Source organism: Nocardioides sp. 31GB23 (genome assembly GCF_040012395.1).
Taxonomy (GTDB): domain Bacteria; phylum Actinomycetota; class Actinomycetes; order Propionibacteriales; family Nocardioidaceae; genus Nocardioides; species Nocardioides salarius.
In genome coordinates, this window is the sequence record NZ_JBDYKJ010000009.1 from 66813 (window position 1) to 93027 (window position 26215).

Consider the following 26215-nt stretch of genomic DNA (forward strand, 5'->3'; position numbering starts at 1 on the left):
TCTCCCAGAACACGGCATGACGGTGGGCGGGATCGGCCGACCCGGGGCCGGCTCGCCATACTGGCGCGCATGACACGTCGATCCGTCCTGGTCACCGGTGCTGCGGCCGGCATCGGCCGCGCCGTCGCCCGCCGCTTCGCTGCCGAGGGCTGGCTGGTCGGGGCGTACGACGTCGACGAGCCGGGCCTCGCCTCGCTCGCCGCAGAGCTGGGCGACAGCGTGGTGACCGGTCGGCTCGACGTGCGCGACGCCGACCAGTGGCGCGCCGCGCTGGCGACGCTGACCGCGCACACCGGCGGCACCCTCGACGCGCTGGTCAACAACGCCGGTGTCCTCGAGGCCGGCCGCTTCGCCGACATCCCGCTCGAGGCCCAGCAGCGCGAGGTCGAGATCAACGTGACCGGCGTGGTCAACGGCTGCCACACCGCGCACCCCTACCTGGCCGCGACACCGGGCGCGCACGTGGTCAACCTGGCCTCGGCCTCGGCGATCTACGGCCAGCCCGAGCTGGCGACCTACTCGGCCACCAAGTTCGCGGTGCGCGGGCTGACCGAGGCGCTCGACCTCGAGTGGGCCGCCGACGACATCACGGTGCGCGCGCTGTGGCCGCTGTTCGTGCAGACCGCGATGACGCAGGGCGTCGACACCGCCTCGACGCGCTCGCTGGGCATCAAGCTCACCGCCGACGACGTCGCCGACGAGGTGCTGGCCGCGGTCAAGCCCGGCCGGCGCCCGAGCGCCCACCGCGCGGTCGGCCGCCAGGCCCGGTTGATGCTGGCCTCGGCCGGCGTGACGCCGAGCTGGTTGCTGCGCGCGGTGAACCGTCGCATCAACCAGCCCTGAGCCGGCGCCCGGTCAGGGGTGGGCAGAGGCCTGGTCGTCGGGCCGGCTGCCGGTGCCGGGCACCCAGCGCGTGAGCACGGCGTCGAGGCCGCTGGGGTCGAAGGGCTTGGACAGGTAGTCGTCCATGCCAGCGGCCAGGCACCGCTCCCGGTCGCCCATGACCGCGCTGGCGGTCATGGCGATGACGGGGGTGCGGGGCCCGTCGCCCTCGCGGGCGCGCAGCTCGCGAGTCGCGTCGTAGCCGTCGAGGACCGGCATCTGGCAGTCCATCAGCACCGCGTCGTAGCGCCGTCGGGCCAGCGCGTCGAGGGCTTCGCGCCCGTTGCCGGCGATGTCGATGGTGAAGCCGAGACGGCGGGTGATCCCGGTGGCGACCATCTGGTTGGTCTCGTCGTCCTCGACGACGAGGAGGTGCCCTCGGTGGGCGGGACGCGGTCTGGCGCCGCCGCGAGCAGACGGTGCGTCGGCCGGATCGGCCAGGGCCTCGCTGAGCGCCGCCCGCAGGTCGTGCAGCCGCACCGGCTTGGTCAGGCGCGCCACGATGCCGGCCCGGAGGGCCTGCTCGGCAGAGATGTCAGGGCCGGAGGTGAGCAGCACCATCCGCACCCCGGCCAGCTGGGGGTCCTGGGAGATCGTGGCCGCCAGCTCGAGGCCGTCCATCTCGGGCATGCACATGTCGAGGACCGCCAAGGGGTAGGGCCGGCCCTGCGCCTTCGCGTCCCGCAGCGCGGCCAGCGCCTCGTGACCGTTGGTCACCGCCAGTGACCGCATGCCCCACGCCTCGACCTGCTCGCAGAGCACCAGCCGGTTCGTGGCGTTGTCGTCCACGACGAGCACGGAGGTGCCGGCCAGACCGGGGTCGGGCGGTCGGGGGACCGGTGCGTGAGCCAGGGTCAGGGGCACGCTGCACCAGAACGTGCTGCCGACGCCCGCGGTGCTGGTGACCCCCATGGTGCCGCCCATGGCGCGCACCAGCCGGTCGGCGATGGCCAGGCCCAGCCCGGTGCCCCCGTAGCGGCGGGTCGTGGAGGAGTCGGCCTGGGAGAAGGGCTCGAAGACCCGGGGCAGCGCGTCGTCGTCGATGCCGACGCCGGTGTCGCTGACCTCGAGCCGCACCAGCACACGGTCGTCGGTGCGGGACTCGAGGTGGGCCGAGACCACCACCTCTCCCTCGTGGGTGAACTTGACGGCGTTGGCCGCGAGGTTGAGCAGCACCTGCCGCAGCCGGGCCGGGTCGCCGTGCAGGTGCGGCGGCAGCTGGGGGGAGCAGTAGGCCAGCAGCTCGAGGCCCCCCTCGCGGGCTCGGTCCCACACCACGCTCGCGACCTCCTCCAGGACCTGGACGAGGTCGAAGTCGATCTCCTCGAGGTCCAGGTGGCCGGCCTCGACCTTCGAGAAGTCGAGGATGTCGTTGATGACGGCCAGCAGTGCGTCGCCGGCCGCGTGGACCCCGTCGACGTAGGTGCGCTGACGAGCGTCGAGCTCGGTGTCGCGCAGCAGGCTCGTCAGCCCGATGACCCCGTTCATGGGGGTGCGGATCTCGTGGCTCATGGTCGCCAGGAAGGCCGACTTGGCGCGCGATCCCTCGAGCGCGGCGTCGCGCGCCCTCTCCACCTCGGCCTCGGCGCGCTTGGCGGGGGAGATGTCGGAGAACGCGGCCACCACGCCCGCGACGTCCGCGTCGTGGAGGAGGTTGACCAGGCGGACCCCCAGCCAGTGCCCGTCGTGCCCGGCCACCTCGACCTCCGCGTGCACCGCGATGCCGGGCGTGGCCAGTGCGGCGTCGAAGGCCGGGCCCAGGGGGTGTGGGCCGCGCGTGCCCACCAGGTCGCGCCAGTGCGCACCCGCCCGAGCGCCGGCCGGGCCCGGCAGCAACCGGGCGAGGTCGGGTGCGTCGTCGCGCAGGCGACCCTCGGCGTCCAGCACGACCACCGCGTCGGAGCTGTTGGCGCTCAGCCTCGCGTAGCGCCGCTGCTCGCGGGCGGCAGCGGTCCTGGCGGCCCGCTCCGACTGCAGGAGCCGAGCGGCCCGCGCCCAGGCCAGGGCGATGAGGACGGCCATGGCGACGTAGATCGGTGCCGTGCTCCCACCGTCGTGCTGGCGGTGCTCGTGCAGGTCGACGAGCAGGGGCACGGTCAGCGGCAGGACGGCGAGGACGAGCTTGGCGCTGGCCCGCGCGCCGGTGAGGTCGCCGGCCTCGGCGACGCGCGCCCTCCCGGGGCGCCACCAGCGCAGCGACAGGGCCAGCAGGAGCGAACCGAGGATCCACCCGGCGTCGAGGAGAGGCGTGACGCTGTCGCTGGAGGCGAGGAGCAGGTAGCCGAGGTCGGAGAGGAGCCAGCAGCCGACGCCCAGCGCGAACACGACCCCCACCCGGGACCGCCCGTGCGGGCTGACGAGGACCCGGAGGACCAGCGCCAGCAGGATCGCGTCGGCCACCGGGTAGGCCGACCAGACGGCGCGCACCGCGGGCGACACGGACTCGTCGCCGACGATCGTCTCGATGGACAGGCTCCACAGCACCAGCAGGCTGACGGTCACGACCGTCAGCGCGTCGATGATGCTGTCGGGCCGGGTCCTGGAGTCGTGCGGCACGACGCTCACGAGCACCAGGGCGGCACCCAGCAGCAGGTAGCCGGCCGCGTACGCGACGTCGGCCACCGACGCGTCCGGGGCGCCGCCGTTCCACGAGATCAGCAGCCACAGCAGGTCGCCCAGGGCGGAGGCGGTCACGCCGCCCGCCACCAGTCGGCCGAGGAGCCTGCGCTGCGGCTCGAGCCGCCTCGCGGCCCACCACGCCAGCACTGCGGGCAGGCTGACCCCCAGGAGGTAGGTCGCGTCCCCGAGGCGACCGACCGGCGAGAAGAGGTGCACCACCAGGAGGAGGACGACGGCGGTGGCGACCAGCGCCTCGGCTCGCGGTGGGCGGTGCAGACCGCGCCCTCGTGGCGTTGCCGCGGGCGCGCCGCGCGGCGCAGCGTCGCTGGTGGAGGAGTGCGGCATCGGTGCTCCGTGACAGGTGGGGGGTGGTGCTGCGTGGGCTCCCTTGATACCCCAGGTGAGGCCGGGGGCACCCATCTTCCCCGGAGTTTTTGGCCGGAGAGGTGGCGGCCCGGGCAGGGGGCGCGACGCTCGCGCCCGCGATGAACGACGACGACCACTGTCGGCGTAGGTTCGCCGGTGACGTGCCACGCAGCCTTGGGAGGGGCCTGACGATGCTCGACGACAGGACTGCGACATGACCAGGCGGCCCCGGGAGCACCGGGTCGACCCGGTCGACGCGATCTGGCTGGGCATGGACCGGCCGCAGAACCTGATGGTCATCGAGGCGCTGATGTTCCTCGACGGGCCGCTCGACCGCGCCCGCTTCGACCACGTGGTGCGCAGCCGCCTGCTCGACGTCTACCCGGTCTTCTCGCGCCGGCCGGTGCCCGGCCGCGGCCGGTTCGGCGCGCGACGGGCCCGCTGGCGCGACGTACCCGACCTCGACCTCGACCAGCACGTGCACGAGGTGCACCTCGACGCCCCCGGCGACGACGCGGCGCTGCAGGCCTACGTCAGCGGCTTCCTCGGTACGCCGCTGCCGCGGGACCGGCCGTTGTGGGACATCCACCTGGTCCAGGGCCTGCGTGAGGGGTCGGCGGTCTACGTGCGGCTGCACCACGCGCTGGCCGACGGGATCGCGCTGACCCAGGTGCTGCTCTCGCTGACCGACGAGACGCCCGAGGCCGACCGCGACGGCACGCACGCCCCGCCGCAGCCGCACCACGCGCTGGCCGACGTGGTGCAGGCCGCGCGCCGCGCAGCGCCGGAGGTCCCCAAGATGCTGCGCCCCGAGCGGGTGCGCCGCGGGCTGCTGGAGGGGCTGCGGATCGGTGTCAGCGGGGTCGCGGCGCTGCGCAAGCTGCTGCTGACCTCCAACCCCGACACCGCCCTGTCGGGCGCGGCGGGGGCCCACAAGGCCGCCGTCTGGTCGGAGCCGATCGACCTCGAGGTCGTCAAGCAGGTCGCCCGCGCGACCGGCGCCACCGTCAACGACGTGCTGGTCGCGGCGCTCGCCGGGGCGCTGGAGCACTACCAGCTCGACCACGACGGCCGCTCGGTCGACATCCCGACGATGATCCCGGTCAACCTGCGCCCGATGCACCTGCCGCTGCCCCGCGAGCTCGGCAACCGGTTCGCCCTGGTGCTGCTGATGCTGCCCTCGGGGCGCCTCGACGCCGCCGACCGGCTGGCGGAGACCAAGCGGCGCATGGACGTCATCAAGCGCTCCCCGGAGCCGGTGATCACCTTCGCGCTGATCCAGGGGATCGGGCGCCTGGGGTCGCGGCTGAGCCGGGCGCTGGTGACGTTCTTCGCCGGGAAGGCCGGCGGCGTGACCACCAACGTGCCGGGCCCGCGCGAGGCGCGCTACCTGGCCGGCACCCGCATCGGGAGCCTGCTGGGCTGGGTGCCCGGCTCGGGCGAGCAGACCGTCGGCACCTGCATCTTCACCTACGCCGGCACCGTGCGCGTGGGCTTCAAGGTCGACACCCGCGTGGTGCCCGACCCGGAGACGATCCTCGACGCCTTCCACGCCGAGCTCGACGAGCTGGCGCGCACCGGGAGCCGCTGAGGCCCGCCCTCAGCCCTCTGCGAGGCGCGCCAGCATCTCGGCCTGCGGCACCACCGGCCGCACGTCGCCGCGCGAGCCGACCCAGCCGACGTCGGGCTCGAGGCGGCGTACGACGCGCGCGGGGTTGCCGGCGACGACCGCGTGGTCCTCGACCACACCGCGCACCACCGAGCCGGCCGCGACCACGACGTTGCGTCCGATGCGCGCGCCGGGCATCACCATCGCGCCGTGGCCCAGCCACGACCCCGCACCGATCACGACCGGGTCGTGGGCGCCGAACTGCTTGCCCACCGGCATCGTCGGGTCCTGGTAGCCGTGGCTGGTGTCGGTGACGAAGACGCCCTGCCCGCAGAAGACCCCGTCGCCGATCTCGATCGACTCGTGGGCGGTGAAGGAGCTGCGCGCCCCGATGGCGCACCGGTCGCCGATCACCAGGCCGCGCGGCGGTGCGGTGGGGTCGCCGACGCCGTACCCGACCGAGAGGGTCACCTGGCGCCCGACCAGGGTGTCCTCGCCGATGTGGATCGAGGCGGGGTTGAGGATCGTGGCGGGGGCGAAGCCGATGCTGCTGCCGCGCCCCAGGGAGCCGAAGGCCGCGGCCGAGGTGGTGCCGGGCACGATCTCGCCGAGACCGTCGAGGTAGCGCCAGGCCGCGTGCAGGCCACGGTGCAGGCCACGGTGCAGGCCACGGTGCAGGCCACGGTGGAGCAGGCCGCTGAGGGGGGTCACGGCCGTGACTGTAGTGGCTGCGCACCGTCCCCGGGGCGGCCTACGCTGCCGGGCATGGCCACCGACTCCTCGTCACCGCACCGGCTCAGCGCCGAGCAGGCGCGCCGGGTCGCGGTGCGGGCCCAGCTGCTCGACGCGCCGGCGCGGCGACGAGGGCTCGACGTGCTGGAGGTGGTGCGGGCGCTGACGATGGTGCAGGTCGACCTGACCGCGCGGGTCGCCCCGAGCGCCGAGCTGGTGCTGTGGAGCCGGCTGGGCGGGGGCCTCGACCGCGACGAGCTGCCCGCGCGCTGCGAGGACCAGCGTCTCGTGGAGATCTCGATGCGCCTGCTCCACCACGACGACGTCGCGCTGCACCGCGCCGAGATGGCGGTCTGGCCCGACCCGGCGCTGCACGACCCCTACGAGCACGCCGCCTGGGAGTGGGCGCTCGACAACGGCGGCTGCCGCGCCGACGTGCTCGAGCGGCTGCGCGCCGACGGACCGCTGCCGGCGACCGCGCTGCCCGACACCTGCGTGCGGCCGTGGGGCTCCTCGGGCTGGAGCAACGGCAAGAACGTCGACAAGCTGCTGCAGGTGCTCGCGACCCGCGGCGAGGTCGCGGTGGCCGGGCGCGAGGGCCGCACCCGGCTGTGGGACCTCGCCGAGCGCGTCTACACCGACGACCCGCTGCCGCCGGTCGAGGTGGCCCTGCACGAGCGCGGCATACGCCGCCTGGCCGCGCTGGGCGTGGCCCGCGCCAGGTCGGCGAAGGTGCCGGGCCCCGACCCCGACCACGTCGGCGAGGTGGGGGAGCCGGCCGTGGTCGAGGGGGTGCGCGGGCGGTGGCGGGTCGATCCCGCCCAGCTGGCGGCGCTCGAGGAGCCGTTCGAGCCCCGGGTGGCGCTGCTCTCGCCGCTCGACCGGCTGGTCTTCGACCGCAAGCGGATGGTCGAGCTGTTCGCCTTCGACTACCAGCTGGAGATGTACAAGCCCCAGGCCCAGCGGCGCTGGGGCTACTACGCGCTGCCGGTGCTGGTCGGCGACCGGCTGCTCGGCAAGGTCGACGCCACCGCCGACCGGCGCGCCGGGGCGCTGGTGGTGCACGCGGTGCACGAGGACGAGCCGTTCGGCGCCGAGACCCGGGCCGCGGTGCGCTCCGAGATCGAGGACCTGGCGGGGTGGCTGGGGCTCGAGCCGGTGCTGCCGGGGTGAGGCGCCGGAGCGTCGTCACCCGTTCGCTTGCGTGGATCGAGCCCGGAGCGGGTATGCAGGACAGGTCGGGCCCCGAACGGGGCCGGGCGCAGTCGTCGGAGGGGGAGTGATGGCACCGCAGCTGATCGCCGGGCGCTACCGCGTGGAGCGCGAGCTGGGCCGGGGCGGGATGGGCGCGGTGTGGTTGTGCCGCGACGAGATGCTGGGTCGCGAGGTCGCGGTCAAGCAGATCGGCGCGCTGCCCGGCGAGGCGGCCGACCTGGCGCGAGGGCTGCGCGAGGCGCGCAGCTCGGCGGCGCTGCAGCACCCCAACGTCGTCTCGGTCTTCGACGCCGTCGACGAGGGCGAGACCATCTGGCTGGTGATGGAGTACGTGCCCTCGCGCACGCTCTCGCAGCTGGCGCGTGAGGAGGGACCGCTCGACCCGCGCCGTGCCGCGGCCATCGGCGCGCAGGTCGCCGACGGGCTGGCGCTGGCCCACGAGCGCGGCACCGTGCACCGCGACGTCAAGCCCGGCAACGTGCTGGTCGCCGAGGGCGACCACGCCAAGATCTCCGACTTCGGCATCGCCCGCAGCAACGCCGCCGACGAGCACCGCACCCAGACCGGGCTGCTGACCGGCACCCCCGCCTACTTCTCGCCCGAGCTGGCCCGCGGCGCCGAGTCGTCGCCCGCTTCCGACGTGTGGGCGCTCGGCGCCACGCTGTACGCCGCCGTCGAGGGCCGCCAGCCCTACGCACCCCGCGAGAACGCGATCGCCACCCTGGCCGCGATCGCCCAGGAGAGCCCCGACCCGCCCCGGCGCGCCGGTGCCCTGGCCGGCGTGATCGGGCACATGCTCGACCCCGACCCCGAGGTGCGCTGGTCGATGGCCCAGGTGGCGCGCGAGCTGCACGACGTGGCCGCCGGCGGGGCCGGGGTGCAGGACACGCGGGCCGACGACGACGGCGCGGCGACCCAGGTCTTCCCCGCCCCCGTCCCCGCCGCAGCACCTGCCGCGGCGGCCGCGGCCTCGTCTCCTGCGCCCGAGCCCGAGCCCGAGCCCGAGCCCGAGCCGGAGCCCGTGCCGGCCCCGGCGCCCGAGCCGGGCCGCGAGCGGCAGCGGCGTACGACGGCGGGCTGGTGGGTGGCCGCGGTGATCGTGGTGCTGGTGCTGGCCATCGGCGGCCTCGCGCTGCTGGCCACCACCGGTGACGACGACGGCGCCCCGAGCGCCGACGAGACCACCTCGGCCCCCTCCGGTTCGCCCGAGCCGACCGAGGAGAACGAGCCCACCGAGGAGACCTCGGAGCCGACGCAGGAGGCCACGGAACCCACCGAGGAGCCCGAGGACACCGAGCCCACCCAGGGTGCCAGCGGCGGAGAGGCGGTCGGGCTCGTCGAGGACTACTACGCGGTGCTGCCCGGCGACCGCGACGCCGGCTGGGCGACGCTCAGCCCGTCGCTGCAGGAGCAGATCGGGCGCGACAGCTACGACGGGTTCTGGTCGGGGATCTCGAGAGTCGAGATCGTCGCGGTGCAGGACGTGGGCGGCGGGAGCGTCGACGTCACCCTCACCTACGACGGCGGTTCGCGCGAGACCCGCCGCATCGACGTGGGCCGGGTCGGCGGCGAGCTGCGCATCGTGGGCGACCGGGTCGTCTGAGCCGTCCGCGGCACCCTCCGCACCAGCGTCCGCACCAGGGGGGTGAGTCGGCATGACCCGCCCGCGGAGTGGGTAGGAGCCCAGGCAGCACACACCGTCGCCGGCGCTCGCGCCGGCAAGGAGGGAGACACCATGATCGGCAGCATCTTGTCCAAGGTCCTCGGTCGAGGCGGAGGCGGCGCCCGCACGGGCGGTGCCGGCATGACCGGAGGCAGCATGGGTGGCGGCGCGACCCGCGGAGGCGGCACCGACGCCGCCATCGGCAAGGGCGTGCGCGGCATCCTCAGCCGCTTCACCCGCCGCTGACCCGGCACCGGAACCACCCGCAGGACCGACCCGCAGTGACGGAGCGACCACCGCTGGGCGTGCGCGCGCTGGACAGGCTCTTCCGCGCCGCGCCCGCGATGTCGGTCGCCCGGATGAGCGAGGAGAGGTTGCGCCGGGTCCAGGGGACCACCATCCCCTCCCGAGGCCCGGCCAACCTCCTCCTCGGTCGCCCCCGGCGCGGCGTGCGGATCAGCACCTGCACCTTCCCCACCTCCCACGGCGAGCTGCCGCTGCGCCTCTACGTGCCGCAGCGCCCGGCGCCGACGCCGCGCCCGGTGGTGCTGCACCTGCACGGCGGGGGCTTCGTCCTCGGCAGCGCCCGGCAGGGCGACTGGCTGTGCAGCGCCGTCGCCGACGAGCTCGACGCCGTCGTGGTGGCCGTCGACTACCGGCTGGCCCCCACCCACCGCTTCCCCGCCGCGCTCGAGGACTGCTACGAGGCGCTGCTGTGGACCGCCCAGCACGCCGCCGCCCTCGGCGCCGACCCGGAGCGCCTGGGGCTGATGGGCGACAGCGCCGGCGGCAACCTGGCCGCCGTGCTGGCGCTGCGCGCGCGTGACGAGGGCGGGCCGCAGGTGCGGCACCAGGCGCTGCTCTACCCCGCGACCGACCTGACCGAGTCGCTGCGCGAGCACGCGTCGTACGTCGGCAACCGCGGGATCGTGCTCAGCAACGACGACCTCGAGATCTTCTACGGCCACTACCTGCCCGAGGGCGTCGACCCGACCGACTGGCGGCTCTCGCCGGTGCTGGCGCGCGACCTGTCGGGCCTGCCGCCGGCCGTGGTGGTGGTCGCCGGGCTCGACCCGCTGCACGACAGCGGGGTGCGCTACGCCGAGGCGCTGGTCTCGGCCGGCACGCCGGCGCGGGTGGAGGAGTTCCACCTGATGCCGCACGGCTTCCTGAGCTTCCCGTACCTGGCTCGCAGCGCCCGGGCCGCGGCCGCCGCGGTGGTGGACGACCAGCGCCGGCACCTGGGCGAGGCGCCCCCGCTCAGTGGGCGCCGGTGAGGTTCAGGCCCACGACGCCCACCACGATCATGCCCAGCGAGACCGCGCGCAGCCAGCCGAGCGGCTCACTGAGGAAGACGACCCCGACGGCCGCGACCAGGGCGGTGCCGAGGCCGGCCCACACGGCGTACGCCACCGAGATCGGCATCGTGCGCACCACGAGCGAGAGCAGGAACGCCGCGCAGACGTAGCCGCTCGCCGCCGCGATGGTCCACCCCGGCCGGGTGAATCCCTCGGTGCGCGGTAGCAGGGCGGTCGAGACGACCTCGACCAGGATGGCGAGGGTCAGGAGCAGGGCGGGCATCGAACGAGTGTAGCGATCGCTACAATAGTCGGATGCCACGCCGCGAGGAGCTGCTCGACGAGGTCACCGACCACGTCCTCGAGCACGGGTTGATCGGGCTGACGCTGCGCCCGCTCGCGGCCGCGATCGGCACCAGCGACCGGATGCTGATCTACCACTTCGAGAACCGCGACGCGCTGGTCTCGGCGGTGGTGCAGCGGGTCAACGAGCGCGCCGTGGCCGCCCTCGAGGCGCTGCCCGCGCGGCGCACCGTGCGTGCGGGCGTGCACGGGCTGTGGGAGTCCTTCGGCGCCACCCCGCTGGGCGGCTGCCTGACGATCTACCTGCAGGCCGCCGCCACCGGGCTGCTCGGCGAGGAGCCCTACCGCAGCGACGTGCAGGCCAGCAACGAGCAGTGGGCCGCCGCCCTGCGTGAGTACTTCGTGCGCTGCGGCGCCCCGCCGCGCCGCGCCCGCCGCGTGGTGCGCCTGGTCGACGCCTCCCTGCTCGGCCTGCACGTCGACCTGGCCACCGAGTCCTCCGACCAGCTCGCCGGGGTGGTCGACGACCTGGCCCGGGCCGCGCAGGGACTGGCCCACCCGGACGGACTGTGAGATCGGTCGCCGCTGCACTTTTACACCCCTGAAACGTCGGTGCCAGGCGCTGAAACGCAGCGTGGATACGTTGCGGCGACCTGAGACACCTTCCGAGAGGGCCCCACCATGTCGACACCCCTGCGCGCGCGTCCGGCTCCGTCCGGACGTGGCGCCTCCCGCCGTGGCGCTGCCGCGTCCGTCCTGTCCGCGACCCTGGTGCTGGCCCTCGCGGCCTGCGGCTCCGACGACGCCGCCACGGCCGGCGGCGAGGACGGCGACGCCTCGCACGGCGAGATCAACGTGCAGTACTCCTGGATCAAGAACGAGGAGTTCGCCGGGGAGTTCTACGCCGAGGAGAACGGCTACTACGACGAGGCCGGCTTCGACGCGGTCAACGGGATCTCGGGCCCCGACACCGGCGTCGCCAAGCTGCTGAGCGGCAGCGTGCAGGTGGCGCTGAGCGACGCGGCCTCGGTGGGAGCTGCCATCGCCGAGCAGGATGCGCCGCTGAAGATCATCGGCGCGACCTTCCAGAAGAACCCCTTCACCATCCTCTCCCTCAGCGACGGGGCCGACATCGCCACGCCCGAGGACCTCGTGGGCAAGACGATCGGTGTGCAGGACTCGAACGCGAGCGTCTTCGCCGCGATCCTCAACGCCAACGACATCGACCCCGCCGACGTGGAGGTCGTCCCGGTCGACTTCGACCCGACGCCGCTGATGAACGGCGAGGTCGACGGCTTCATGGCCTACCTCACCAACGAGGCGATCACGGTCGAGGAGGCCGGCTACGGGGTCACCAACCTGCCGTACGCCGACAACGGGGTGCCCTACGTCGCCGAGACCTTCACCGTCACCGAGCAGTACCTGGCGGAGAACCAGGACCTGCTCGTGGACTTCCTGACCGCCGAGGTGAAGGGGTGGACCGATGCGCTCACCGAGCCCACCGAGGCCACCGTCGAGCTGGTCTCGGACTACTACGACAAAGCGGCCTCCGAGAACGACGAGGGGCTGGAGGCCGTCTTCGGGGCGCTCGACCCGGTGAAGACCGCCAAGGGGCTGGCGGCACAGGAGGAGCTCGTCTCGACGGCCGACACGGAGGCGGAGGGGCTCTTCACCATCACCGAGGAGCTGCAGCAGCAGACCGTCGACTCCCTGGCCGCCGCCGGGTGGGAGGTCTCTGTCGAGGAGCTCTTCGACACCTCGCTCATCGACCGGGTCTACGAGGAGAACCCCGACCTCGTCGACTACCTGTCCTGACGATGGCCCGGCACCAGCACCAGGTCCGGGGCGGGACCGGCATCCAGGTCGACGGGCTGGCCAAGACCTTCAAGGGGGCCGGTGGTCGCGGCGTGGCCGCGCTGGAGGACGCCCACCTGCACACCGAGCAGGGTTCGTTCCTGGCCCTGCTCGGCCCCTCGGGGTGCGGCAAGTCGACCATCCTGCGCATCCTGGCCGGTCTCGAGGAGCCCACGGCCGGCTCGGCGCTCGTCGACGGGCGCACGCCTGAGGAGCTGCGCCGCGGCAGCCAGCTGGGCATCGCGTTCCAGGACCACGCCCTGCTGCCCTGGCGCAGCGTGCTGAAGAACATCGCGCTGCCCTTCGAGGTGGCCGGTCGACCCGTCGACAGGGCCTACGTCGAGGAGCTGGTCGACCTGGTCGGGCTGCGCGGCTTCGAGAAGGCCCGGCCCGCCCAGCTGTCCGGCGGCATGCGCCAGCGGGTCTCCATCGCCCGGGCGCTGGTGCTCAAGCCGTCCGTGCTGCTGCTCGACGAGCCGTTCGGGGCGCTGGACGACATGACCCGGCAGAACCTCAACCTCGAGCTGCTGCGGATCTGGACCGAGAAGCCGGCCACCACGCTGCTCGTCACCCACGGCATCGCCGAGGCGATCTTCCTCTCCGACCAGGTGGCCGTGATGAGCCCCCGGCCGGGCCGGGTCAAGGAGGTCATCGAGGTCGACCTGCCCCGACCGCGCACCCCGGAGATGATGCGCACCCCGGCCTTCCACGCCCTGGTCGACCGGGCCTCCGAGCTGCTGTTCGGTCTCGACGGACGCGCGGCGGCCGAGGCATGACCGGGCAGCGGCGGCTCCCCGGCTGGCTCGCCGCGCTCATCGGCACCGGCGTGCTGGTCGCCGCCTGGTGGCTCTTCTCGGTGAGCGTGTACACGCCCCAGCCGGGGACCGGCTACACGCCGGTCCCCACTCCGTGGGCGGTGCTCGCCCGGGTCGTCGAGGACGGGCCGCAGCCCTACTGGGGCCCCTTCCGTGTCACCATCACCGAGGCCGCGTGGGGCTTCGTCTGGGGCAACGGCCTGGCCCTCGCGCTGGCCGCGACAGTGCTGCTGGCCCCCAGGCTCGAGGTCGTCGTCGTCCAGGTGGCGGTCGTCAGCTACTGCCTGCCGCTGGTGGCGGTCGGTGGCATCTCGATCGTGGTGCTGGGCGGGGCCGACCGCCCGGGGGACACCTCCGACACCGCGGTCTTCCTCGCGGCGCTGGCAGTCTTCTTCACCACCGTGGTCGGGGCGTTGCTGGGGTTCAAGGCGGCCGACCACGCCAGCCTCGACGTGGTGCGGGTCTTCGGTGGCGGCCGCCTCGCCCAGCTGCGCAAGGTCCAGCTGGTGGCGGCGCTGCCGGCCATCCTCAACGCGCTGCAGATCGCCGTGCCCACCGCCTTCCTCGGCGCCGTGCTGGGGGAGTACATGGGCGCGACCGACCGCAGCGTGGGCATCACGCTGATCCGCCTGCAGGGCAACCTCGACTCCGAGCGTGTGTGGGCCGTCTTCCTGCTCTGCGCGCTCGTCGCCCTGCTCGGCTACGCCGTCCTCGGGCTGGTGGCCCGCCTGGTGACGCCCTGGGTCTCGGGGCGGGCGGCATGAGCGCCACGGCCTCGCTGGGCCGGGCGCTGCTCAACGCGGTGGCCACCGTGCTGATCGTGCTCGCGCTGTGGCAGGCGGTCATCAGCCTGACCAGCATCTCGCCGTACGTCGCCAAGGGGCCGGCGGACGTCTGGTCCTACCTGTTCGTCGACGACCCCGACGCGCGGGCCACGGCCGCCGCGCACCGTGCCGAGCTGTGGGCGCTGACCCGCACCTCCCTGGGCGACGCCGGCATCGGCTTCGTGGTCGGGATGATCACCGCGGTCGTGCTGGCGGTGCTGTTCACCTTGTCGAAGGCCGTGGAGGCGGGGGTGATGCCCGTGGCGCTGCTGCTGCGCAGCATCCCGCTGGTCTCGATCGCGCCGGTCATCATCCTGGTCACCGGTCGCGGCACCACCGCCTCGGTGGCGGTCATCGGCACCATCGTGGTGCTCTTCCCGGCGCTGGCCTCGGTGCTGTTCGGCCTGAGCAGGGCCAGCCGGGAGAGCCTGGACCTGGTGCGCGTCTACGGCGGCGGCAGCTTCGCGGCGTTGGCCAAGGTGGCCCTGCCCGGGGCACTGCCGTCGCTGTTCGCGGCCGCCCGGGTCTCCGTGCCGGGCGCGGTCACCGGGGCGCTGCTGGCCGAGTGGCTCTCCACGGGCCAGGGGGTGGGAGGTGCGATCCAGAAGTTCAACGCCTCGGCGCGCTTCGACGACCTGTGGGCCTCGGTCGCCATCATCACCGCGGTCACCCTGCTGCTCTACAACCTCGTACAGCTGCTCGAGACGGCCGTGCTGGCCCGGATGGGGATGTCGGCCGCTCAGTAGTGCGTCCGGTCGCTCTTGCCCAGCCAGGCGTCGAAGGGAGCGAAGGACTGCCCCAGGGAGACCGCGTCGACCGGTGTCGGCCAGGTGGAGCGCTCCTGGGTGAAGAGCTCGTAGAAGGCCCGGTCGTCGAAACCCCCGCGAGCAGCGTCGTCGCGGTCGGCGGCGTAGACGACCCGGTCGAGCCTGGCCCACAGGGCCGAGGAGACGCACAGGGGACAGGGCTCGCACGAGGTGTAGAGCGTGCAGCCGACCAGCGAGAAGTCACCGCGAGCCCGGCAGGACGCGCGGATGGCCAGGACCTCCGCGTGCGCGGTGGGGTCGAGGTCACGGGTCACCCGGTTCTGGCCGGTGGCCACGAGGGTGTCGTCGCACACGACGAGGGCGCCGAAGGGACCGCCGCCGTCGGCGACGTTGGCCACCGCCAGCTCGACGGCGCGGGCGAGCCAGGTCTGGTCGTCAACGTCCATGGGTGCTCCTGGTGAGGTCGTGGGTGGTCGGTTCCTGGTGTCCGGGGTCGTGCAACAGCCGCCACAGCCGGTCGCGGGTCATCGGCAGCTCGTGGGGCCGCACCCCGGTGGCGTCACGCACGGCATTGGCGACCGCGGCCGCGACGGGGTTGTACGGGGCCTCGCTCATCGACTTCGCGCCGTGCGGGCCGAGGCTGTCGACGGTGTCGGCGAGCAGCACCTCGGTGGTCGGCACGTCGGCGGCCTGCGGCATGCGGTAGCCGCGCAGCGCACGGGTGGTGACGTGGCCGTCGACGACGCGCACCTCCTCCTGCAGCGCGGAGCCGTAGCCCTGGGCGACGCCGCCCTCGACCTGGCCACGCAGCTGCTCGGGGTTGAGCACCACGCCGGCGTCGGCGGCGTGCACCGAACGCAGCACCCGCAGCTCACCCGTGGCCGGGTGCACCGCCACGCGCACGCCGTGCACGTTGAAGGCGACCGAGCGGGGGCTGCCGTGGTGCTCCCCGGTGCCCACCAGCGGTCGTTCCTCGGCCCCGTCGCCCAGACGACGGCAGAGGTCGTGGGCGGCGGCGAGCACCGCGCCGCCGGCGACGACGGAGCCGGTCGAGCCGTAGGCGCCCGTGTCGTACGCCGTGGCGTCGGTGTCGGAGGAACGCAGGCGCACCCGCCCCGGGTCGATGCCCAGTGCCTCGGCGACCAGCTGGACGTGCACGGTGGCCGAGCCGTTGCCGAACTCGGCGGAGCCGACGCCGATCTCGACCACTCCGGCGGCGGGACCGTGCAACGCTGCGTCGAGGAGGCTGACGGTGGCGCTGGCGTGGTGGCCCCGGGGCGGGATGGTGGCGATCATCGACGACGCGAGCCCCGCGCCGAGCAGCCAGTCGGGCCCCGGGGAGGGCAGCCCGTCGTCGGCGGCGAGCGCGTCCTCGACCAGGTCCAGGCACTGGTCGAGGCCGTAGCTGCCGAAGAGCAGGTCGGTGTCGGCGGGACCGTTGACGACGAGCTCGTCGCCGGGCACGACGACGTTGCGGCGTCGCACCTCGGCGGGACTCAGCCCCGCGGCCCGGGCCAGCTCGTCGACGGCCGACTCGATGGCCAGCACCACCTGGCCCAGGCCGTAGCCGCGGAACGCTCCCGCCGGCACGGTATGGGTGTAGACGGCCTCGCCGTCGACGCGTTTGTTGGCGCACCGGTAGAGGGCCACCGACTCGTGCACCCCGTGGAAGAGCACCCCCGCCGCGTGGTTGCCGTAGGCGCCGGTGTCGCTGAGCACGTCGACCGTCATCGCGGTCAGCACCCCGTCGGCGTCCGCGCCGAGCTCGACGCGCACCCGCATGGGATGCCGGCTGGGCACGAGGGTGAACTGCTGCTCGCGGGTCAGCTCCCACTGCACCGGCCGGTCCACCCCGCGCTGGGCCAGCCTCAGCACGGCGAGCGAGACCAGGTCCTCGACCAGCATCTCCTGCTTGCCGCCGAACCCGCCGCCCACCCGCGCTGCGACGACGCGCACCTGCGTGGGGTCCAGGGCGAACAGGTGCGCGAGCTCGTCGCGCACGAGGAACGGGACCTGGGTGGAGGTGCGGACCACCAACCGGCCGCCCTCGGCCAACGGGGCGTCCAGCCAGGCGCGGGCGCCGTGGGTCTCGAGCGCGGCGTGGCTGACCCGGGTGCTGCGCCACTCGCCGCCCACCCGGTGCACCGCCGCGGCCAGCCCGGCCCGCACGTCGCCGACCTCGCCGTGGGTCTGCGCCGCCACGTTGCGCATCGGCTCGGCGATCCGCGAGCGCATCGTCGACTTCTCCCCGTGCACCAGCGGTGCCTGCGGCGCGCGGGCCGCCTCGGGATCGAGGACAGCCGGCAGGACGTCGTAGGTGACCTCGACGAGCGAGCAGGCCGCCTCCGCGACGGCGAGGGTCTCGGCGACCACCGCCGCCACCCGTTGGCCGGCGAAGCGGACGACGTCGTCGAGGATCCGGGTGTCGTCGGGGTCGTCGAGCCGGCTGGCGTGACGCGCGGTCGAGAACAGCACGTCGGGGGCGTCGTGGTGGGTCAGCACGAGCCGGACGCCCGGCAGTGCCTCGGCGGCGGCGGTGTCGACCGCGGTGATCCGGGCGTGCGGGTGCGGGCTGGTCAGGACCGCCAGGTGCAGCGTGGCCGCCTCGGGGTGCGCCGGGTCGTCGGCGACGTCCATCGTGAACGGCTCCTGGCCGCAGGCCACCCGCCAGGCGGCTGGGGCCCGCACCGAGGCACCGACCGAGGTGGTGGGCGCCGCGGCGGGCGGGGTGGCGGACGCCGGGCGCTGCGGCGCCACCTCGGCGCGGGCGACCCGGTCGATCGCGTCGCGGATCGACCGGTAGCCCGTGCACCGGCACAGGTTGCCCTTGAACAGCCGGTCGACCTCCTCGGCCCGGTCGCTGGTGGGCAGGTCGCCGCGCTGGGCCAGGGCGGCCGTGGTGACGACGTACCCGGGGGTGCAGAAGCCGCACTGGAACGCGGCGCAGGCCACGAACGCCTCCTGCACCGGGTGCGGCTGCTCGGGCGTGCCCAGCCCGGCCGCGGTGGTGACCTCGCGTCCCGCGGCACGTGCGGCGGGATAGACGCACGAGTGGCGTGCCTCGCCGTCCACGAGCACGGTGCAGGCACCGCAGTCGCCGCTGTCGCAGCCCTTCTTCACGTCGAGCCGGCCGACCTGGCGCAGGTAGGTGCGCAGGCACTGACCGGGCGCGGGGTCCTGCGCGGCCCGACGTCCGTTCACGGTGGGTCGCGAACCGGTCATGACAGCTCCTCCAGGACCTCGGCCACCAGCCGGGCGGTCACGGCCGCGCGCCAGTCGGGCGCGCCGTGCACGTCGTCGTACCAGCAGTCGACCGCCGCGACCTCCGCGAGGCTGCGCACGACGACGGGCCGGGTGGTGGCCGCGGTGATCGTGACCCGCACGCCGCGGGGGTCGCGGAGCCCGACCACCACCACCCCGGAACGGCCGCGTGGGGCCAGGGCGGCGCGCCGGTACGCCGCCGGGGCGGCGAGTGCGGGGCCGGGCAGGTCGACGGCACGCAGCACCTCGCCCCGACGCAGCCCGGTCAGCCCGGCGCCGCGCACGAACGCGGTCACCGGCTCGCGGCGCTCGCCGCCGTCCGGGGTCCAGAGCACCACCTCGCCGGCGAGGCCGGCTGCCAGCGAGATGATCCCGCCGGCCGGCAGGGCGAGCACGAGGTTGCCGCCGACGGTGGCCTCGTGCTGGATCTTCCACGACATCAGGAGCGCGTCGGCGCAGTCGCGGAAGAGCGCGGGGCCGAGGTCACGCACGACCGAGACCGGGCAGGTGGCGCTGATCCGCAGGCCTCCTCCGGGCTGGGGCTCGGTGTCGGGCCAACCCAGCGCGGTCAGGTCGACCAGCCCGGTGAGGTCGGGCTGCGGCTCGGAGAACAGCCACGTGCCACCGGCGACGAACGCCTCCCCAGGGGCCAGCACGAGGTCGTCGCGGCCGTGGGCCAGCCGGTAGGAGGTCACGGTGGTGAGGTCCATCAGCTGCTCCGTCCGGCCCGGGGTCGACCCGGGTGCCGGGCCCTCTCGACCTCAGCCAGGCGCTCGTAGCTGCGGCTGATCGCGTCGATGCGGTCCTGGCCGGCGCGACCCAGGTGGCACAGCACGCCGTCGGCCAGCACGCTGACCAGGCTCATCGCGGCGGCATAGCTGTCGAAGCCGAGCACGCTGTCGACGGGGCACTCCAGCCACAGGTGGACGCTGCGCCCGTGCTCGAGCGCCGTCGGGTCGCCCAGCAGGACCACGGTGGCGCCGCTGGCCAGGGCCTCGCGCAGCACGTCGGCGAATCCCGCTGGGCGGCGGCGGAAGCCGACCACGACCAGGGCGTCGCCGGCGCGCAGGTCGGCCAGCTCCTCGCCGACGACCTGGCCCGGGAGCGGCGCCAGCCGCACGTCGCCGCGCAGGTGCGCCAGCTGCTGACGCAGGTGCAGCGCGACCGGGTGGCTGTTGCGCCAGCCCACGACGGTGACGCGGGGCGCGGTCGCGAGCAGGGCGACCACCTCGGCGACCCGCGGGTGCTCCACGGCCCGCCGCACCGCCTCGGCCTCGCGCAGCGCGTGGCCCGGCAGGTCGGTGCCGCCCTCGGGACGCCGGGGCTCGCCCGCGGCCCGCTGGGCCCGCAGCTGCTCGCGCACCTCGTCGAAGTCGGCGTAGCCCAGGCTGCGGAAGAGCCGGCTCATCGTCGCCCTCGACACGCCGGCCAGGTCGGCCAGCTCGGCCGCCCGGTAGGTCGCGAGGTCGTCGAGGTGCTCGAGCAGCGTGGCGGCAGCGCGTCGCTCCTGCGGGCTCAGGTCGAGCTGGTGGGCCGCGATCCGGTCGTCGATGCGCATCCCGCTCAACCCCGGCTCTCCGCGTGCCGGCCGGCTGCGGCCAGCACCGCGGCCTGCAGCGCGTCGAGGCCGGCGGCGACGTCGTCCTCACGGACGGCCTCGTCCGGGTGGTGGCTGATGCCGCCGGCACAGCGCAGGAACAGCATCCCGGTGCCGGTGACCCGCGCCATCGCCATGGCGTCGTGCCCGGCGCGGCTCCACAGGCCCGGCGGCCGCGCCCGACCGGTGGCCCCGATGCCCTGCACGACGGCCTCCTGCAGCCAGGGCGAGCAGCGGACGGCCGCGGCGCGGTGCGTCTCGAGCACCTCCAGGCGCAGCCCCCGGGCAGTGCACCGACGTCGTACCTCGTCCTCGATGTCACCCCACATCGCGTCCCGTGCCGCGTCGGTGGCGGCGCGCAGGTCGAGGCTGAGCTCGACGCGCCCCGGGATCACGTTGACCGCCCCAGGGTGCACCACGAACCGGCCCACGGTGGCGATGCAGCCGTCCTCGCCGCTGGCTCGCGCCAGCCGCTCGATGGCGGTCACGGCCTCGCTGGCGCCGACGAGGGCGTCGCGCCGACGGGCGTACGGCGTCCCGCCGGCGTGTCGGGCCTCGCCGTGCACCGTGAGCCGGAACCGGCGGGCGCCGGCGATGCTGGTGACGTAGCCGAGCGGTTCGTCGGCCGCCTCGAGCACCGGCCCCTGCTCGATGTGGGCCTCCAGGTAGCCGACCAGCTCCTCGGGCCGTCGCGCTGCCTCCCCGACCCGGCGGGGGTCGAGCCCGAAGTCCAGGAACGCCTGGTGCAGCGTGGTGCCGTCGCGGTCGCGCAGGTCCCACCAGTCGTCGTCCCAGGCGCCGGCGACGGCGCGCGAGCCGAGCAGTGCGGTGCCGAAGCGTGCCCCCTCCTCGTCGCCGAAGCCGATCACCTCGAGAGCGACGGGCAGCGGCTCCAGCTCACCCGAGGCCACGGCGGTGGCCAGCCGCTCGGCGACGGCGATCGCCATCAGCACGCCGAGCATGCCGTCGTAGCTGCCGGCGTCGGGGACGCTGTCGAGGTGGGAGCCGAGCAGCAGGGCGGGCAGACCGGGCGTGCGGCCCTCGGCACGCCCGCAGACGTTGCCGGCAGCGTCCTGCCAGGTGCGCAGCCCGGCGGCGCCCATCCACTGCGCGACCCGCGCGTTGGCCTGGGCGTGCTGCGGGGTCAGGTGGGTGCGCTCCAACCGGGTGCGGTGCAGGGAGAAGCGGTCCAGCTCGCTGCAGCGGGCCAGCACCTCGGCGGCGGTGCTCACGCGGCGTACACCTCCCGTGCGGCGCCGACGCCGCCTCCGGCGGTGACGGGGGCGCCGACCGCGCGGAGCACCTGCTCGAGGCAGGCCAGGGTGGTGAGCACGGCGTCGGTGCGGGCGTTGTGGCCCATCGTGCCGATGCGCCAGACCCGGCCGTGCAACGGCCCGAAGGAGGTGCCGATCTCGATGCCGAAGTCGGCGAGCATCGCCGCGCGGGCCCCGTCGGCGTCCACGCCGGGCGGCACGTGCACGGCCACGACGTTGCTCATCTTGTGCGTGACGTCGCCGAAGACCTCCAGACCCATCCCGCGGACGCCGGCCAGCATCGCCGCGCCGTGCAGCCGGTGCCGGGCCACCGCCTGCTCGACGCCCTCCTCGACCAGCAGCCGGGCGCACTCGCGGGCGCCGTAGAGCATGGTGGTGGCCTCGGTGTGGTGGTTGAGCCGGCGTGGACCCCAGTAGTCCATGACCTGCGCGAGATCGAGGTAGTTCGAGGCGATCCGGGTGCCGCGGGCCAGGTCGTCGGGGTCGCGGATGCCGGCCTCGACGTGCTTGCGGGCCTCGATGACCCCGACGGCGGCGGGGGAGAGGGTGACGGGTGCGCTGCCGGAGGGACCGCCCAGGCACTTCTGCAGCCCGGCCGTCGCGGCGTCGACTCCCCACGCGTCGGTCTCGAAGGGGTTGCCGCCCAGGCTCGCCGTGGCGTCGCAGTAGAGCAGCACGTCGTGCGCGCGGCAGACCTCGCCGATCCCGGCGAGCGGCTGCAGCATCGTGGTCGAGGTGTCGCCCTGCACGACCGCGAGGAGCCGGGGGCGCACCCGGCGCACCGCCTCCTCCACCGCCTCGGCCTCGACCACCTCTCCCCAGGGGGCCTCGACGGTGTGCACCTCGGCGCGGCACCGCTCGGCGATCTCGACCAGCAGGTGGCCGAAGCGACCGAAGACCGGCACGAGCACCCGGTCGCCGGGCTCGAGCAGGCTCACCAGTGCCGCCTCGATGCCGGCCCGCGAGGTCCCGTCGACCAGGAACGTGTGCTCGTTGGTCGTGGCGAAGACCTGGCGGTACAGCGCCATCGTCTCGTCCATCGTCCGGGTCATCGCGGGGTCGAACTGGCCGACCAGCTGCGCCGACATCGCCCTGAGCACCCGCGGATCGGCGGTGGCGGGCCCCGGCCCCATCAACAGCCGAGGTGGCGGGGCGATCGGTCCGAGGCTCATGTCCGGGACGCTATGAAACGATGGTTTCGCCGGTGTTTCGCTCGTGTGCCGTTCTGTTCCAGCTCTCGATCCGGGGCCTGTGGTCCGCTCAGGGCCGGACCAGCTGCTGTCCCCACCCGTGGTCGGGGGCCAGCGGGTCGACCAGTCGTCCGCGCACCAGGGTGTGCGAGACCCGGCCGGCCAACGTGCGTCCGTCGTAGGCCGTCATCGGGTGCCGGTGGGCCAGCGCCGGGCCCTCGACGCGGTGCACCAGCGCGGTGTCGTAGACAGCCAGGTCGGCGTTGGCGCCGACCTCGATGCGACCCCGTCCGCCCGGTCGGCCAGGACCGCCCAGGCCCACCAGGTCGGCGGTCGCGCTCGACATCCACCGCGCGACGTGCTCGAGGCCGATGCCGCGGCGGCGCGCCTCGTCGGCGACGGCAGCGAATCCGACCTGCAGCCCCGCCACGCCGCCCCACGCCTGCTGGAGGTCCCCGCCGCCGCGCAGCTTCTCGGCAGGGGTGGAGGGGGAGTGGTCGGTGACGACGACGTCGACGAGCCCCTCCAGCAGGGCCTGCCACAGCGCGTCTCGGTTGCCCGAGTCGCGGATGGGCGGGCAGCACTTGAACTCGGGGGCCGCGTCGGGGATCTCCTCGGCGGCGAAGCACAGGTAGTGCGGACAGGTCTCCACCGTGACCGGCAGCCCCTCGGCCCGGGCCGCGGCCAGCCTGTCCAGCGCCCGTGCGCTGGACAGGTGCAGCACGTGCACCCGGCACCCGGTCTCGCGGGCGCTCGCGAGCAGCCGGTCGATCGCGGTGGTCTCGGCGGCGTCGGGGCGGCTGAGCAGGAAGTCCGCGTAGGCACGGCTCGGCGGGTGGGGTGCGCTCGCCAGCACGCCGGCGTCCTCGGCGTGCACGACGACGAGCCCGTCGAAGGAGGCGACCTCGGACAGGGCGCGGTGCAGGCCCTCGCGGTCCAGCGGGGGGAACTCCTCGACCCCCGACGGCGACAGGAAGCACTTGAAGCCCAGCACCCCGGCCTCCCACAGCGGTCTCAGGTCGGCCACGTTGCCCGGCACCGCCCCGCCCCAGAACCCGACGTCGACCGCGAGCGCTCCGCGGGCGGCCCGCTGCTTGGCACGCAGCCCCGTCAGCGTCGTCGTGGGCGGCACCGAGTTCAGCGGCATGTCGACCAACGTGGTCACCCCGCCGGCCGCCGCGGCTCGCGTCGCGGTCGCGAAGCCCTCCCACTCGGTGCGGCCGGGCTCGTTGACGTGCACGTGGGTGTCGACCACGCCCGGCACGACGTACGCCGTCGGTGGCACCCGGAGCACCCCGCCCGAGGCGTCCTGGGCGTCCGAGGCGTCCTGGACGCGCGAGCCCCGCTCGATGGCGGCGACCCGCCCGTCGACGAGCCGCAGCGTGGCCGGCACGAAGGCGCCGTCGACCAGCACGTGCTCGGCGCGCACCGCCTCGACCCGCACCCCCCTGGGCAGCACCCCGGCCTCAGCAGAAGCCGGCGACGCCGGCCCACACGTCGGGGGCCTGCGGCGCGCCGTGGCGCTGCACCGCGGCCTCGATCAGCCCGTAGGGCCGGTCGGCGGCATGGAAGACCTCACCGGGGTTGTCGAGGCCGAAGGGCGCCAGGTCGACGACGAAGTGGTGCTTGTTGGGGCACGACAGGCGGATCTCGGCGATGTCGTCGAAGCGCTCCAGCACCGCGCGGCCCATCGCGAAGATGCTCTGCTGCAGGGCCAGCGAGTGCAGGTCGGCGAACGTCGCGAGCAGCACGTCACGGACCTCGTCCCAGCGCCGGTCGTGCTCGCCGGCGGTCGTGGCGAGGTCGCCGGTGCAGCGCCACCAGGCGGTGATGCTCGTGGCCAGCACACGGTCGTCGGTCTCGGTGAGCGTGGTGTAGCGGTCGCGGGGGAAGCCGCTGAACTCCGAGCCGGTCGACTTCAGCACCGTGCAGTCGCGGATGCCGGACAGGACGTGGGTCTGCTCGCCGTCGCGGTGCACCAGCGCGGTGCGGGTCCCGGCGCCGCTGCGCACGAAGGCGTGGTCGTGGGGACCGTGGTCGGTGCCGATGCGCTCCCAGGCGTGCTGCTCGGCGTACCACCGCCCTCCGCTGACCCAGTCGAACTCCCCCACGAAGTGGTCGGCCAGCCGCAGCAGGAACCGCTCGGGGGAGTGCACGCCGTGCTCGCGGGCGAAGGCGTGCACGGTGTTCTTCTGGGTGTCGGTGGCCACCACGCGGCTGTTGTCGCCCTCGGTGTGGCAGGCCTCGAAGTCACCGCGCAGCTGGCTGGTGACGGTGAGGTCCTCGACCAGGTGCCGGTCGGGGTGCTCGGGCGTGCCGCGGGTGAGGCGGACCAGGCGGCACTCCGCCTTGCCGTACTGGTTGGGGCCCAGGACGATCGTGCCGGGGGCGGGCTCGTTCACGCTTCAGCTCCCGCGGTAGGTGGTGTAGGCGAAGGGGCTCAGCAGCAGGGCCACGTGCAGATGCTCCTCGTCCGGGTCGACGGCGAGGGCCACGTCGACCTGCGGGTGGAAGGCGGTGCGCCCGGCGGCGGCGAACCACGCCCCGGTGGCGAAGGTGAGGGCGCACTCACCCCCGGGTGGCCTGGTCGTGAAGGCGACCCGGCCGTCGTCGTCGGTGGTGGCCCGCTCGAGCTCGAGGCCCTCTCGCGACAGCACGACGGCCAGTCCCGCCGCCGGCACCCCGAGGGCGGCGTCCAGCACGTGCGTCGACAAGGTGGTCACGAGGCGGGTCCCTCGACCAGGGCGTCGAGGCGCAGCAGTGCGATCTCGGCCAGCTGGTCGATGGCGACGGCGCGCTCGGTAGCCGGATCGTGGGTCAACCGCTGCTCGAGAAGCGCCAGCATCTCCTCGGCGCTGCGCCCGGCGGCGCGCACCAGGTAGATCCGCCCGAAGCGCTCCTCGTAGCGACGGTTGCCCTCGGCCAGGCGGGCCCGGACCAGCGAGTCGTCACCGACGCCGGACTGCTCGCGGCTGCTCAACGCGGCGCTCGCTCCGGCGCCGGTCGGCCGCTCGCCGATCCTCGGATGGTCCGCCAGCGCCTCGTCGAGCTCCGCCTCGCCCCACGAGGCCGCAGCCGAGCGGGCCGTCTCGACGAGGGCGTCGTGGTCGTCGTACGGGCGCGAGTCGACGAGCGTGCGTACCCACGACGTGACCGCCGCACAGGGTCGCAGCGCCGCCTCCGCCTGGGCCATCGACATCGTGTTGAGCTCCTCCAGTCGCATCCGTGCCTCCTGGGGGCTGAAACTAGGCGTTCCGTATGACGACCTGGCGAAACTACGGTTTCAGCAGCGTTACGGCGCCAGCGGCACCACCAGCCGCAGCAGGTCACGGTCACGGCCAGGAGCGGCGACCAGGCTGACGCCGCAGGGCAGCCCGGCCGCGGTGGTCAGGGGCAGCGAGACCGCGGGCAGGCCGCCCAGGCCCGCCAGGCAGGTCAGCGTCATCGTGGCGTCACGCACCTGCTGCAGGTCGGCGCCCGGCCGCGGCGCGACCGACGACGTCGAGGGGAGCACCACCACCCGGTCGGCCACGAGCCCGTGCAGGCGCGAGCGCGCGGCCTGCACGGTCTGGCGGGCCAGCTCCGCGGTGTGCTCGGGAACGCCGGCGGCGTGCTCGAAGCGGGCCCGGACGTCGGGGCCGAGCACGTCGAGACGCCCGCGCAGCCACGTTCCGTGCGCCTGCCAGGCCTCCCACGCCTGCCAGGTCTGGAACGCGTGGCGCCACTCGGCGAGCTCGTCGAGCGGCCAGCTCTCGCGCACCAGCTGGCCGTGGCTGGCCGCCCAGCCCTCGACCGCCTCGCGCACGTCGGGCTCGGCGAGGTCGAGCAGCTCGGGCACCAGCACCAGCTCGCTGCTGCCCCGTGCGGTGCTGTCGGGCAGCAGCACGTCGCCGACCAGGGCGAGCAGGTCGGCGTCGCGGGTCAGCCAGCCGACGGTGTCGAAGCT

At 74.5% G+C, this 26215-nt stretch carries 25 protein-coding genes; 11 read left to right on the plus strand and 14 right to left on the minus strand.

The genetic code is table 11. The features are described 5' to 3' along the window. Positions 1 to 69: 69 nt before the first annotated feature. On the plus strand, positions 70 to 843 hold the full coding sequence (locus tag ABKW28_RS04445) for an SDR family oxidoreductase (RefSeq protein ID WP_348606645.1): 774 nt from the start codon (positions 70 to 72) through the stop codon (positions 841 to 843). 12 nt (positions 844 to 855) lie between these two features. Here the strand turns inward: ABKW28_RS04445 and ABKW28_RS04450 are convergent, their stop codons facing one another. Beyond that, positions 856 to 3846, minus strand: a complete 2991-nt coding sequence (locus ABKW28_RS04450) for a response regulator (RefSeq protein ID WP_348606647.1) — start codon at positions 3844 to 3846, stop codon at positions 856 to 858. Positions 3847 to 4081: 235 nt separating this feature from the next. Between ABKW28_RS04450 and ABKW28_RS04455 the strand changes: the two genes are divergently transcribed. Further along, positions 4082 to 5458, plus strand: a complete 1377-nt coding sequence (locus tag ABKW28_RS04455) for a wax ester/triacylglycerol synthase family O-acyltransferase (protein WP_348606649.1) — start codon at positions 4082 to 4084, stop codon at positions 5456 to 5458. A 9-nt stretch (positions 5459 to 5467) separates the two neighbouring features. Here ABKW28_RS04455 and ABKW28_RS04460 read toward each other — a convergent pair whose 3' ends face one another. After that, the gene (locus ABKW28_RS04460) at positions 5468 to 6187 is read right to left on the minus strand and encodes a DapH/DapD/GlmU-related protein (RefSeq protein WP_348606651.1); all 720 of its coding nucleotides are present in this window, start codon (positions 6185 to 6187) and stop codon (positions 5468 to 5470) included. Between the two features lie 54 nt (positions 6188 to 6241). Here ABKW28_RS04460 and ABKW28_RS04465 point away from each other — a divergent pair, with 54 nt between their 5' ends. The 4 genes from ABKW28_RS04465 to ABKW28_RS04480 all read left to right on the plus strand — a co-directional run bounded on the left by ABKW28_RS04465 (position 6242) and on the right by ABKW28_RS04480 (position 10363). Then, on the plus strand, positions 6242 to 7381 hold the full coding sequence (locus ABKW28_RS04465; protein ID WP_348606653.1) for a crosslink repair DNA glycosylase YcaQ family protein: 1140 nt from the start codon (positions 6242 to 6244) through the stop codon (positions 7379 to 7381). 109 nt (positions 7382 to 7490) lie between these two features. Further along, entirely contained in the window at positions 7491 to 9026 is a 1536-nt protein-coding gene (locus tag ABKW28_RS04470) for a serine/threonine-protein kinase (protein ID WP_348606655.1), read from the plus strand. 132 nt (positions 9027 to 9158) lie between these two features. Further along, the gene (locus ABKW28_RS04475) at positions 9159 to 9332 is read left to right on the plus strand and encodes a hypothetical protein (RefSeq protein WP_193669041.1); all 174 of its coding nucleotides are present in this window, start codon (positions 9159 to 9161) and stop codon (positions 9330 to 9332) included. Between the two features lie 35 nt (positions 9333 to 9367). After that, entirely contained in the window at positions 9368 to 10363 is a 996-nt protein-coding gene (locus ABKW28_RS04480) for an alpha/beta hydrolase (RefSeq protein ID WP_348606657.1), read from the plus strand. On the opposite strand, the gene ABKW28_RS04485 is transcribed toward ABKW28_RS04480, so the two are convergent. Next, the gene (locus ABKW28_RS04485) at positions 10347 to 10667 is read right to left on the minus strand and encodes a multidrug efflux SMR transporter (protein WP_341231519.1); all 321 of its coding nucleotides are present in this window, start codon (positions 10665 to 10667) and stop codon (positions 10347 to 10349) included. The genes ABKW28_RS04480 and ABKW28_RS04485 overlap by 17 nt on opposite strands. A gap of 32 nt (positions 10668 to 10699) precedes the next feature. Between ABKW28_RS04485 and ABKW28_RS04490 the strand changes: the two genes are divergently transcribed. From ABKW28_RS04490 to ABKW28_RS04510, 5 genes are all read left to right on the plus strand, one after another. Further along, entirely contained in the window at positions 10700 to 11260 is a 561-nt protein-coding gene (locus ABKW28_RS04490; RefSeq protein WP_348606659.1) for a TetR/AcrR family transcriptional regulator, read from the plus strand. A 108-nt stretch (positions 11261 to 11368) separates the two neighbouring features. Next, positions 11369 to 12502 carry an ABC transporter substrate-binding protein gene (locus ABKW28_RS04495; RefSeq protein WP_348606661.1) on the plus strand — a complete coding sequence of 378 codons (1134 nt, stop codon included), beginning with the start codon at positions 11369 to 11371 and terminating at the stop codon, positions 12500 to 12502. Positions 12503 to 12504: 2 nt separating this feature from the next. Next, positions 12505 to 13317, plus strand: coding sequence for an ABC transporter ATP-binding protein (locus ABKW28_RS04500; RefSeq protein WP_348606663.1), 813 nt, complete (start codon positions 12505 to 12507; stop codon positions 13315 to 13317). Then, complete coding sequence (locus ABKW28_RS04505) at positions 13314 to 14120, plus strand: ABC transporter permease subunit (RefSeq protein ID WP_348606665.1); 807 nt, start codon at positions 13314 to 13316, stop codon at positions 14118 to 14120. The genes ABKW28_RS04500 and ABKW28_RS04505 overlap by 4 nt, the downstream gene beginning before the upstream one ends. Then, a complete protein-coding gene (locus ABKW28_RS04510) occupies positions 14117 to 14926 on the plus strand; it encodes an ABC transporter permease subunit (protein ID WP_348606667.1) in 810 nt (269 codons plus the stop codon). Before ABKW28_RS04505 ends, ABKW28_RS04510 begins: the two co-directional genes overlap by 4 nt. Here ABKW28_RS04510 and ABKW28_RS04515 read toward each other — a convergent pair. The 11 genes from ABKW28_RS04515 to ABKW28_RS04565 form a co-directional block, all read right to left on the minus strand. After that, entirely contained in the window at positions 14920 to 15393 is a 474-nt protein-coding gene (locus tag ABKW28_RS04515) for a nucleoside deaminase (RefSeq protein WP_348606669.1), read from the minus strand. The genes ABKW28_RS04510 and ABKW28_RS04515 overlap by 7 nt on opposite strands. Then, a complete protein-coding gene (locus ABKW28_RS04520) occupies positions 15383 to 18169 on the minus strand; it encodes a molybdopterin-dependent oxidoreductase (protein ID WP_348606671.1) in 2787 nt (928 codons plus the stop codon). The genes ABKW28_RS04515 and ABKW28_RS04520 overlap by 11 nt, the downstream gene beginning before the upstream one ends. Further along, the gene (locus ABKW28_RS04525; RefSeq protein WP_348606673.1) at positions 18166 to 18918 is read right to left on the minus strand and encodes an FAD binding domain-containing protein; all 753 of its coding nucleotides are present in this window, start codon (positions 18916 to 18918) and stop codon (positions 18166 to 18168) included. Before ABKW28_RS04525 ends, ABKW28_RS04520 begins: the two co-directional genes overlap by 4 nt. Further along, positions 18918 to 19766: a MurR/RpiR family transcriptional regulator gene (locus ABKW28_RS04530; RefSeq protein WP_348606675.1), complete on the minus strand. Its 849-nt coding sequence runs from the start codon at positions 19764 to 19766 to the stop codon at positions 18918 to 18920. Before ABKW28_RS04530 ends, ABKW28_RS04525 begins: the two co-directional genes overlap by 1 nt. A 5-nt stretch (positions 19767 to 19771) precedes the next feature. Next, positions 19772 to 21037, minus strand: a complete 1266-nt coding sequence (locus ABKW28_RS04535; RefSeq protein ID WP_348606677.1) for an allantoate amidohydrolase — start codon at positions 21035 to 21037, stop codon at positions 19772 to 19774. After that, positions 21034 to 22251, minus strand: a complete 1218-nt coding sequence (locus tag ABKW28_RS04540; RefSeq protein WP_348606678.1) for an alanine--glyoxylate aminotransferase family protein — start codon at positions 22249 to 22251, stop codon at positions 21034 to 21036. The genes ABKW28_RS04535 and ABKW28_RS04540 overlap by 4 nt, the downstream gene beginning before the upstream one ends. Before the next feature lie 88 nt (positions 22252 to 22339). Continuing rightward, positions 22340 to 23728 carry an allantoinase AllB gene (gene allB / locus ABKW28_RS04545; RefSeq protein WP_348606680.1) on the minus strand — a complete coding sequence of 463 codons (1389 nt, stop codon included), beginning with the start codon at positions 23726 to 23728 and terminating at the stop codon, positions 22340 to 22342. Positions 23729 to 23735: 7 nt separating this feature from the next. Beyond that, positions 23736 to 24671 carry a factor-independent urate hydroxylase gene (gene pucL, locus ABKW28_RS04550; RefSeq protein ID WP_348606681.1) on the minus strand — a complete coding sequence of 312 codons (936 nt, stop codon included), beginning with the start codon at positions 24669 to 24671 and terminating at the stop codon, positions 23736 to 23738. Positions 24672 to 24674: 3 nt separating this feature from the next. Next, a complete protein-coding gene (gene uraH / locus ABKW28_RS04555) occupies positions 24675 to 24992 on the minus strand; it encodes a hydroxyisourate hydrolase (protein ID WP_348606683.1) in 318 nt (105 codons plus the stop codon). Then, positions 24989 to 25492: a 2-oxo-4-hydroxy-4-carboxy-5-ureidoimidazoline decarboxylase gene (gene uraD, locus ABKW28_RS04560; RefSeq protein WP_348606685.1), complete on the minus strand. Its 504-nt coding sequence runs from the start codon at positions 25490 to 25492 to the stop codon at positions 24989 to 24991. Before uraD ends, uraH begins: the two co-directional genes overlap by 4 nt. Before the next feature lie 69 nt (positions 25493 to 25561). Then, positions 25562 to 26215: amidase family protein (locus ABKW28_RS04565; protein WP_348606687.1), on the minus strand; the 654-nt coding region annotated here is incomplete at its 5' end.

Bases quoted from the DNA above. Each gene is read 5' to 3' on its own strand.
- ABKW28_RS04455 (WP_348606649.1), top strand. From the start codon at position 4,082: ATGACCAGGCGGCCCCGGGAGCACCGGGTCGACCCGGTCGACGCGATC.
- ABKW28_RS04490 (WP_348606659.1), top strand. From the start codon at position 10,700: ATGCCACGCCGCGAGGAGCTGCTCGACGAGGTCACCGACCACGTCCTC.
- ABKW28_RS04530 (WP_348606675.1), bottom strand. From the start codon at position 19,766: ATGCGCATCGACGACCGGATCGCGGCCCACCAGCTCGACCTGAGCCCG.
- ABKW28_RS04465 (WP_348606653.1), top strand. From the start codon at position 6,242: ATGGCCACCGACTCCTCGTCACCGCACCGGCTCAGCGCCGAGCAGGCG.
- ABKW28_RS04485 (WP_341231519.1), bottom strand. From the start codon at position 10,667: ATGCCCGCCCTGCTCCTGACCCTCGCCATCCTGGTCGAGGTCGTCTCG.
- ABKW28_RS04520 (WP_348606671.1), bottom strand. From the start codon at position 18,169: ATGACCGGTTCGCGACCCACCGTGAACGGACGTCGGGCCGCGCAGGAC.
- ABKW28_RS04495 (WP_348606661.1), top strand. From the start codon at position 11,369: ATGTCGACACCCCTGCGCGCGCGTCCGGCTCCGTCCGGACGTGGCGCC.
- ABKW28_RS04475 (WP_193669041.1), top strand. From the start codon at position 9,159: ATGATCGGCAGCATCTTGTCCAAGGTCCTCGGTCGAGGCGGAGGCGGC.
- ABKW28_RS04470 (WP_348606655.1), top strand. From the start codon at position 7,491: ATGGCACCGCAGCTGATCGCCGGGCGCTACCGCGTGGAGCGCGAGCTG.
- ABKW28_RS04540 (WP_348606678.1), bottom strand. From the start codon at position 22,251: ATGAGCCTCGGACCGATCGCCCCGCCACCTCGGCTGTTGATGGGGCCG.
- ABKW28_RS04450 (WP_348606647.1), bottom strand. From the start codon at position 3,846: ATGCCGCACTCCTCCACCAGCGACGCTGCGCCGCGCGGCGCGCCCGCG.
- ABKW28_RS04515 (WP_348606669.1), bottom strand. From the start codon at position 15,393: ATGGACGTTGACGACCAGACCTGGCTCGCCCGCGCCGTCGAGCTGGCG.
- uraD (WP_348606685.1), bottom strand. From the start codon at position 25,492: ATGCGACTGGAGGAGCTCAACACGATGTCGATGGCCCAGGCGGAGGCG.
- ABKW28_RS04510 (WP_348606667.1), top strand. From the start codon at position 14,117: ATGAGCGCCACGGCCTCGCTGGGCCGGGCGCTGCTCAACGCGGTGGCC.
- ABKW28_RS04445 (WP_348606645.1), top strand. From the start codon at position 70: ATGACACGTCGATCCGTCCTGGTCACCGGTGCTGCGGCCGGCATCGGC.
- ABKW28_RS04505 (WP_348606665.1), top strand. From the start codon at position 13,314: ATGACCGGGCAGCGGCGGCTCCCCGGCTGGCTCGCCGCGCTCATCGGC.
- ABKW28_RS04525 (WP_348606673.1), bottom strand. From the start codon at position 18,918: ATGGACCTCACCACCGTGACCTCCTACCGGCTGGCCCACGGCCGCGAC.
- ABKW28_RS04500 (WP_348606663.1), top strand. From the start codon at position 12,505: ATGGCCCGGCACCAGCACCAGGTCCGGGGCGGGACCGGCATCCAGGTC.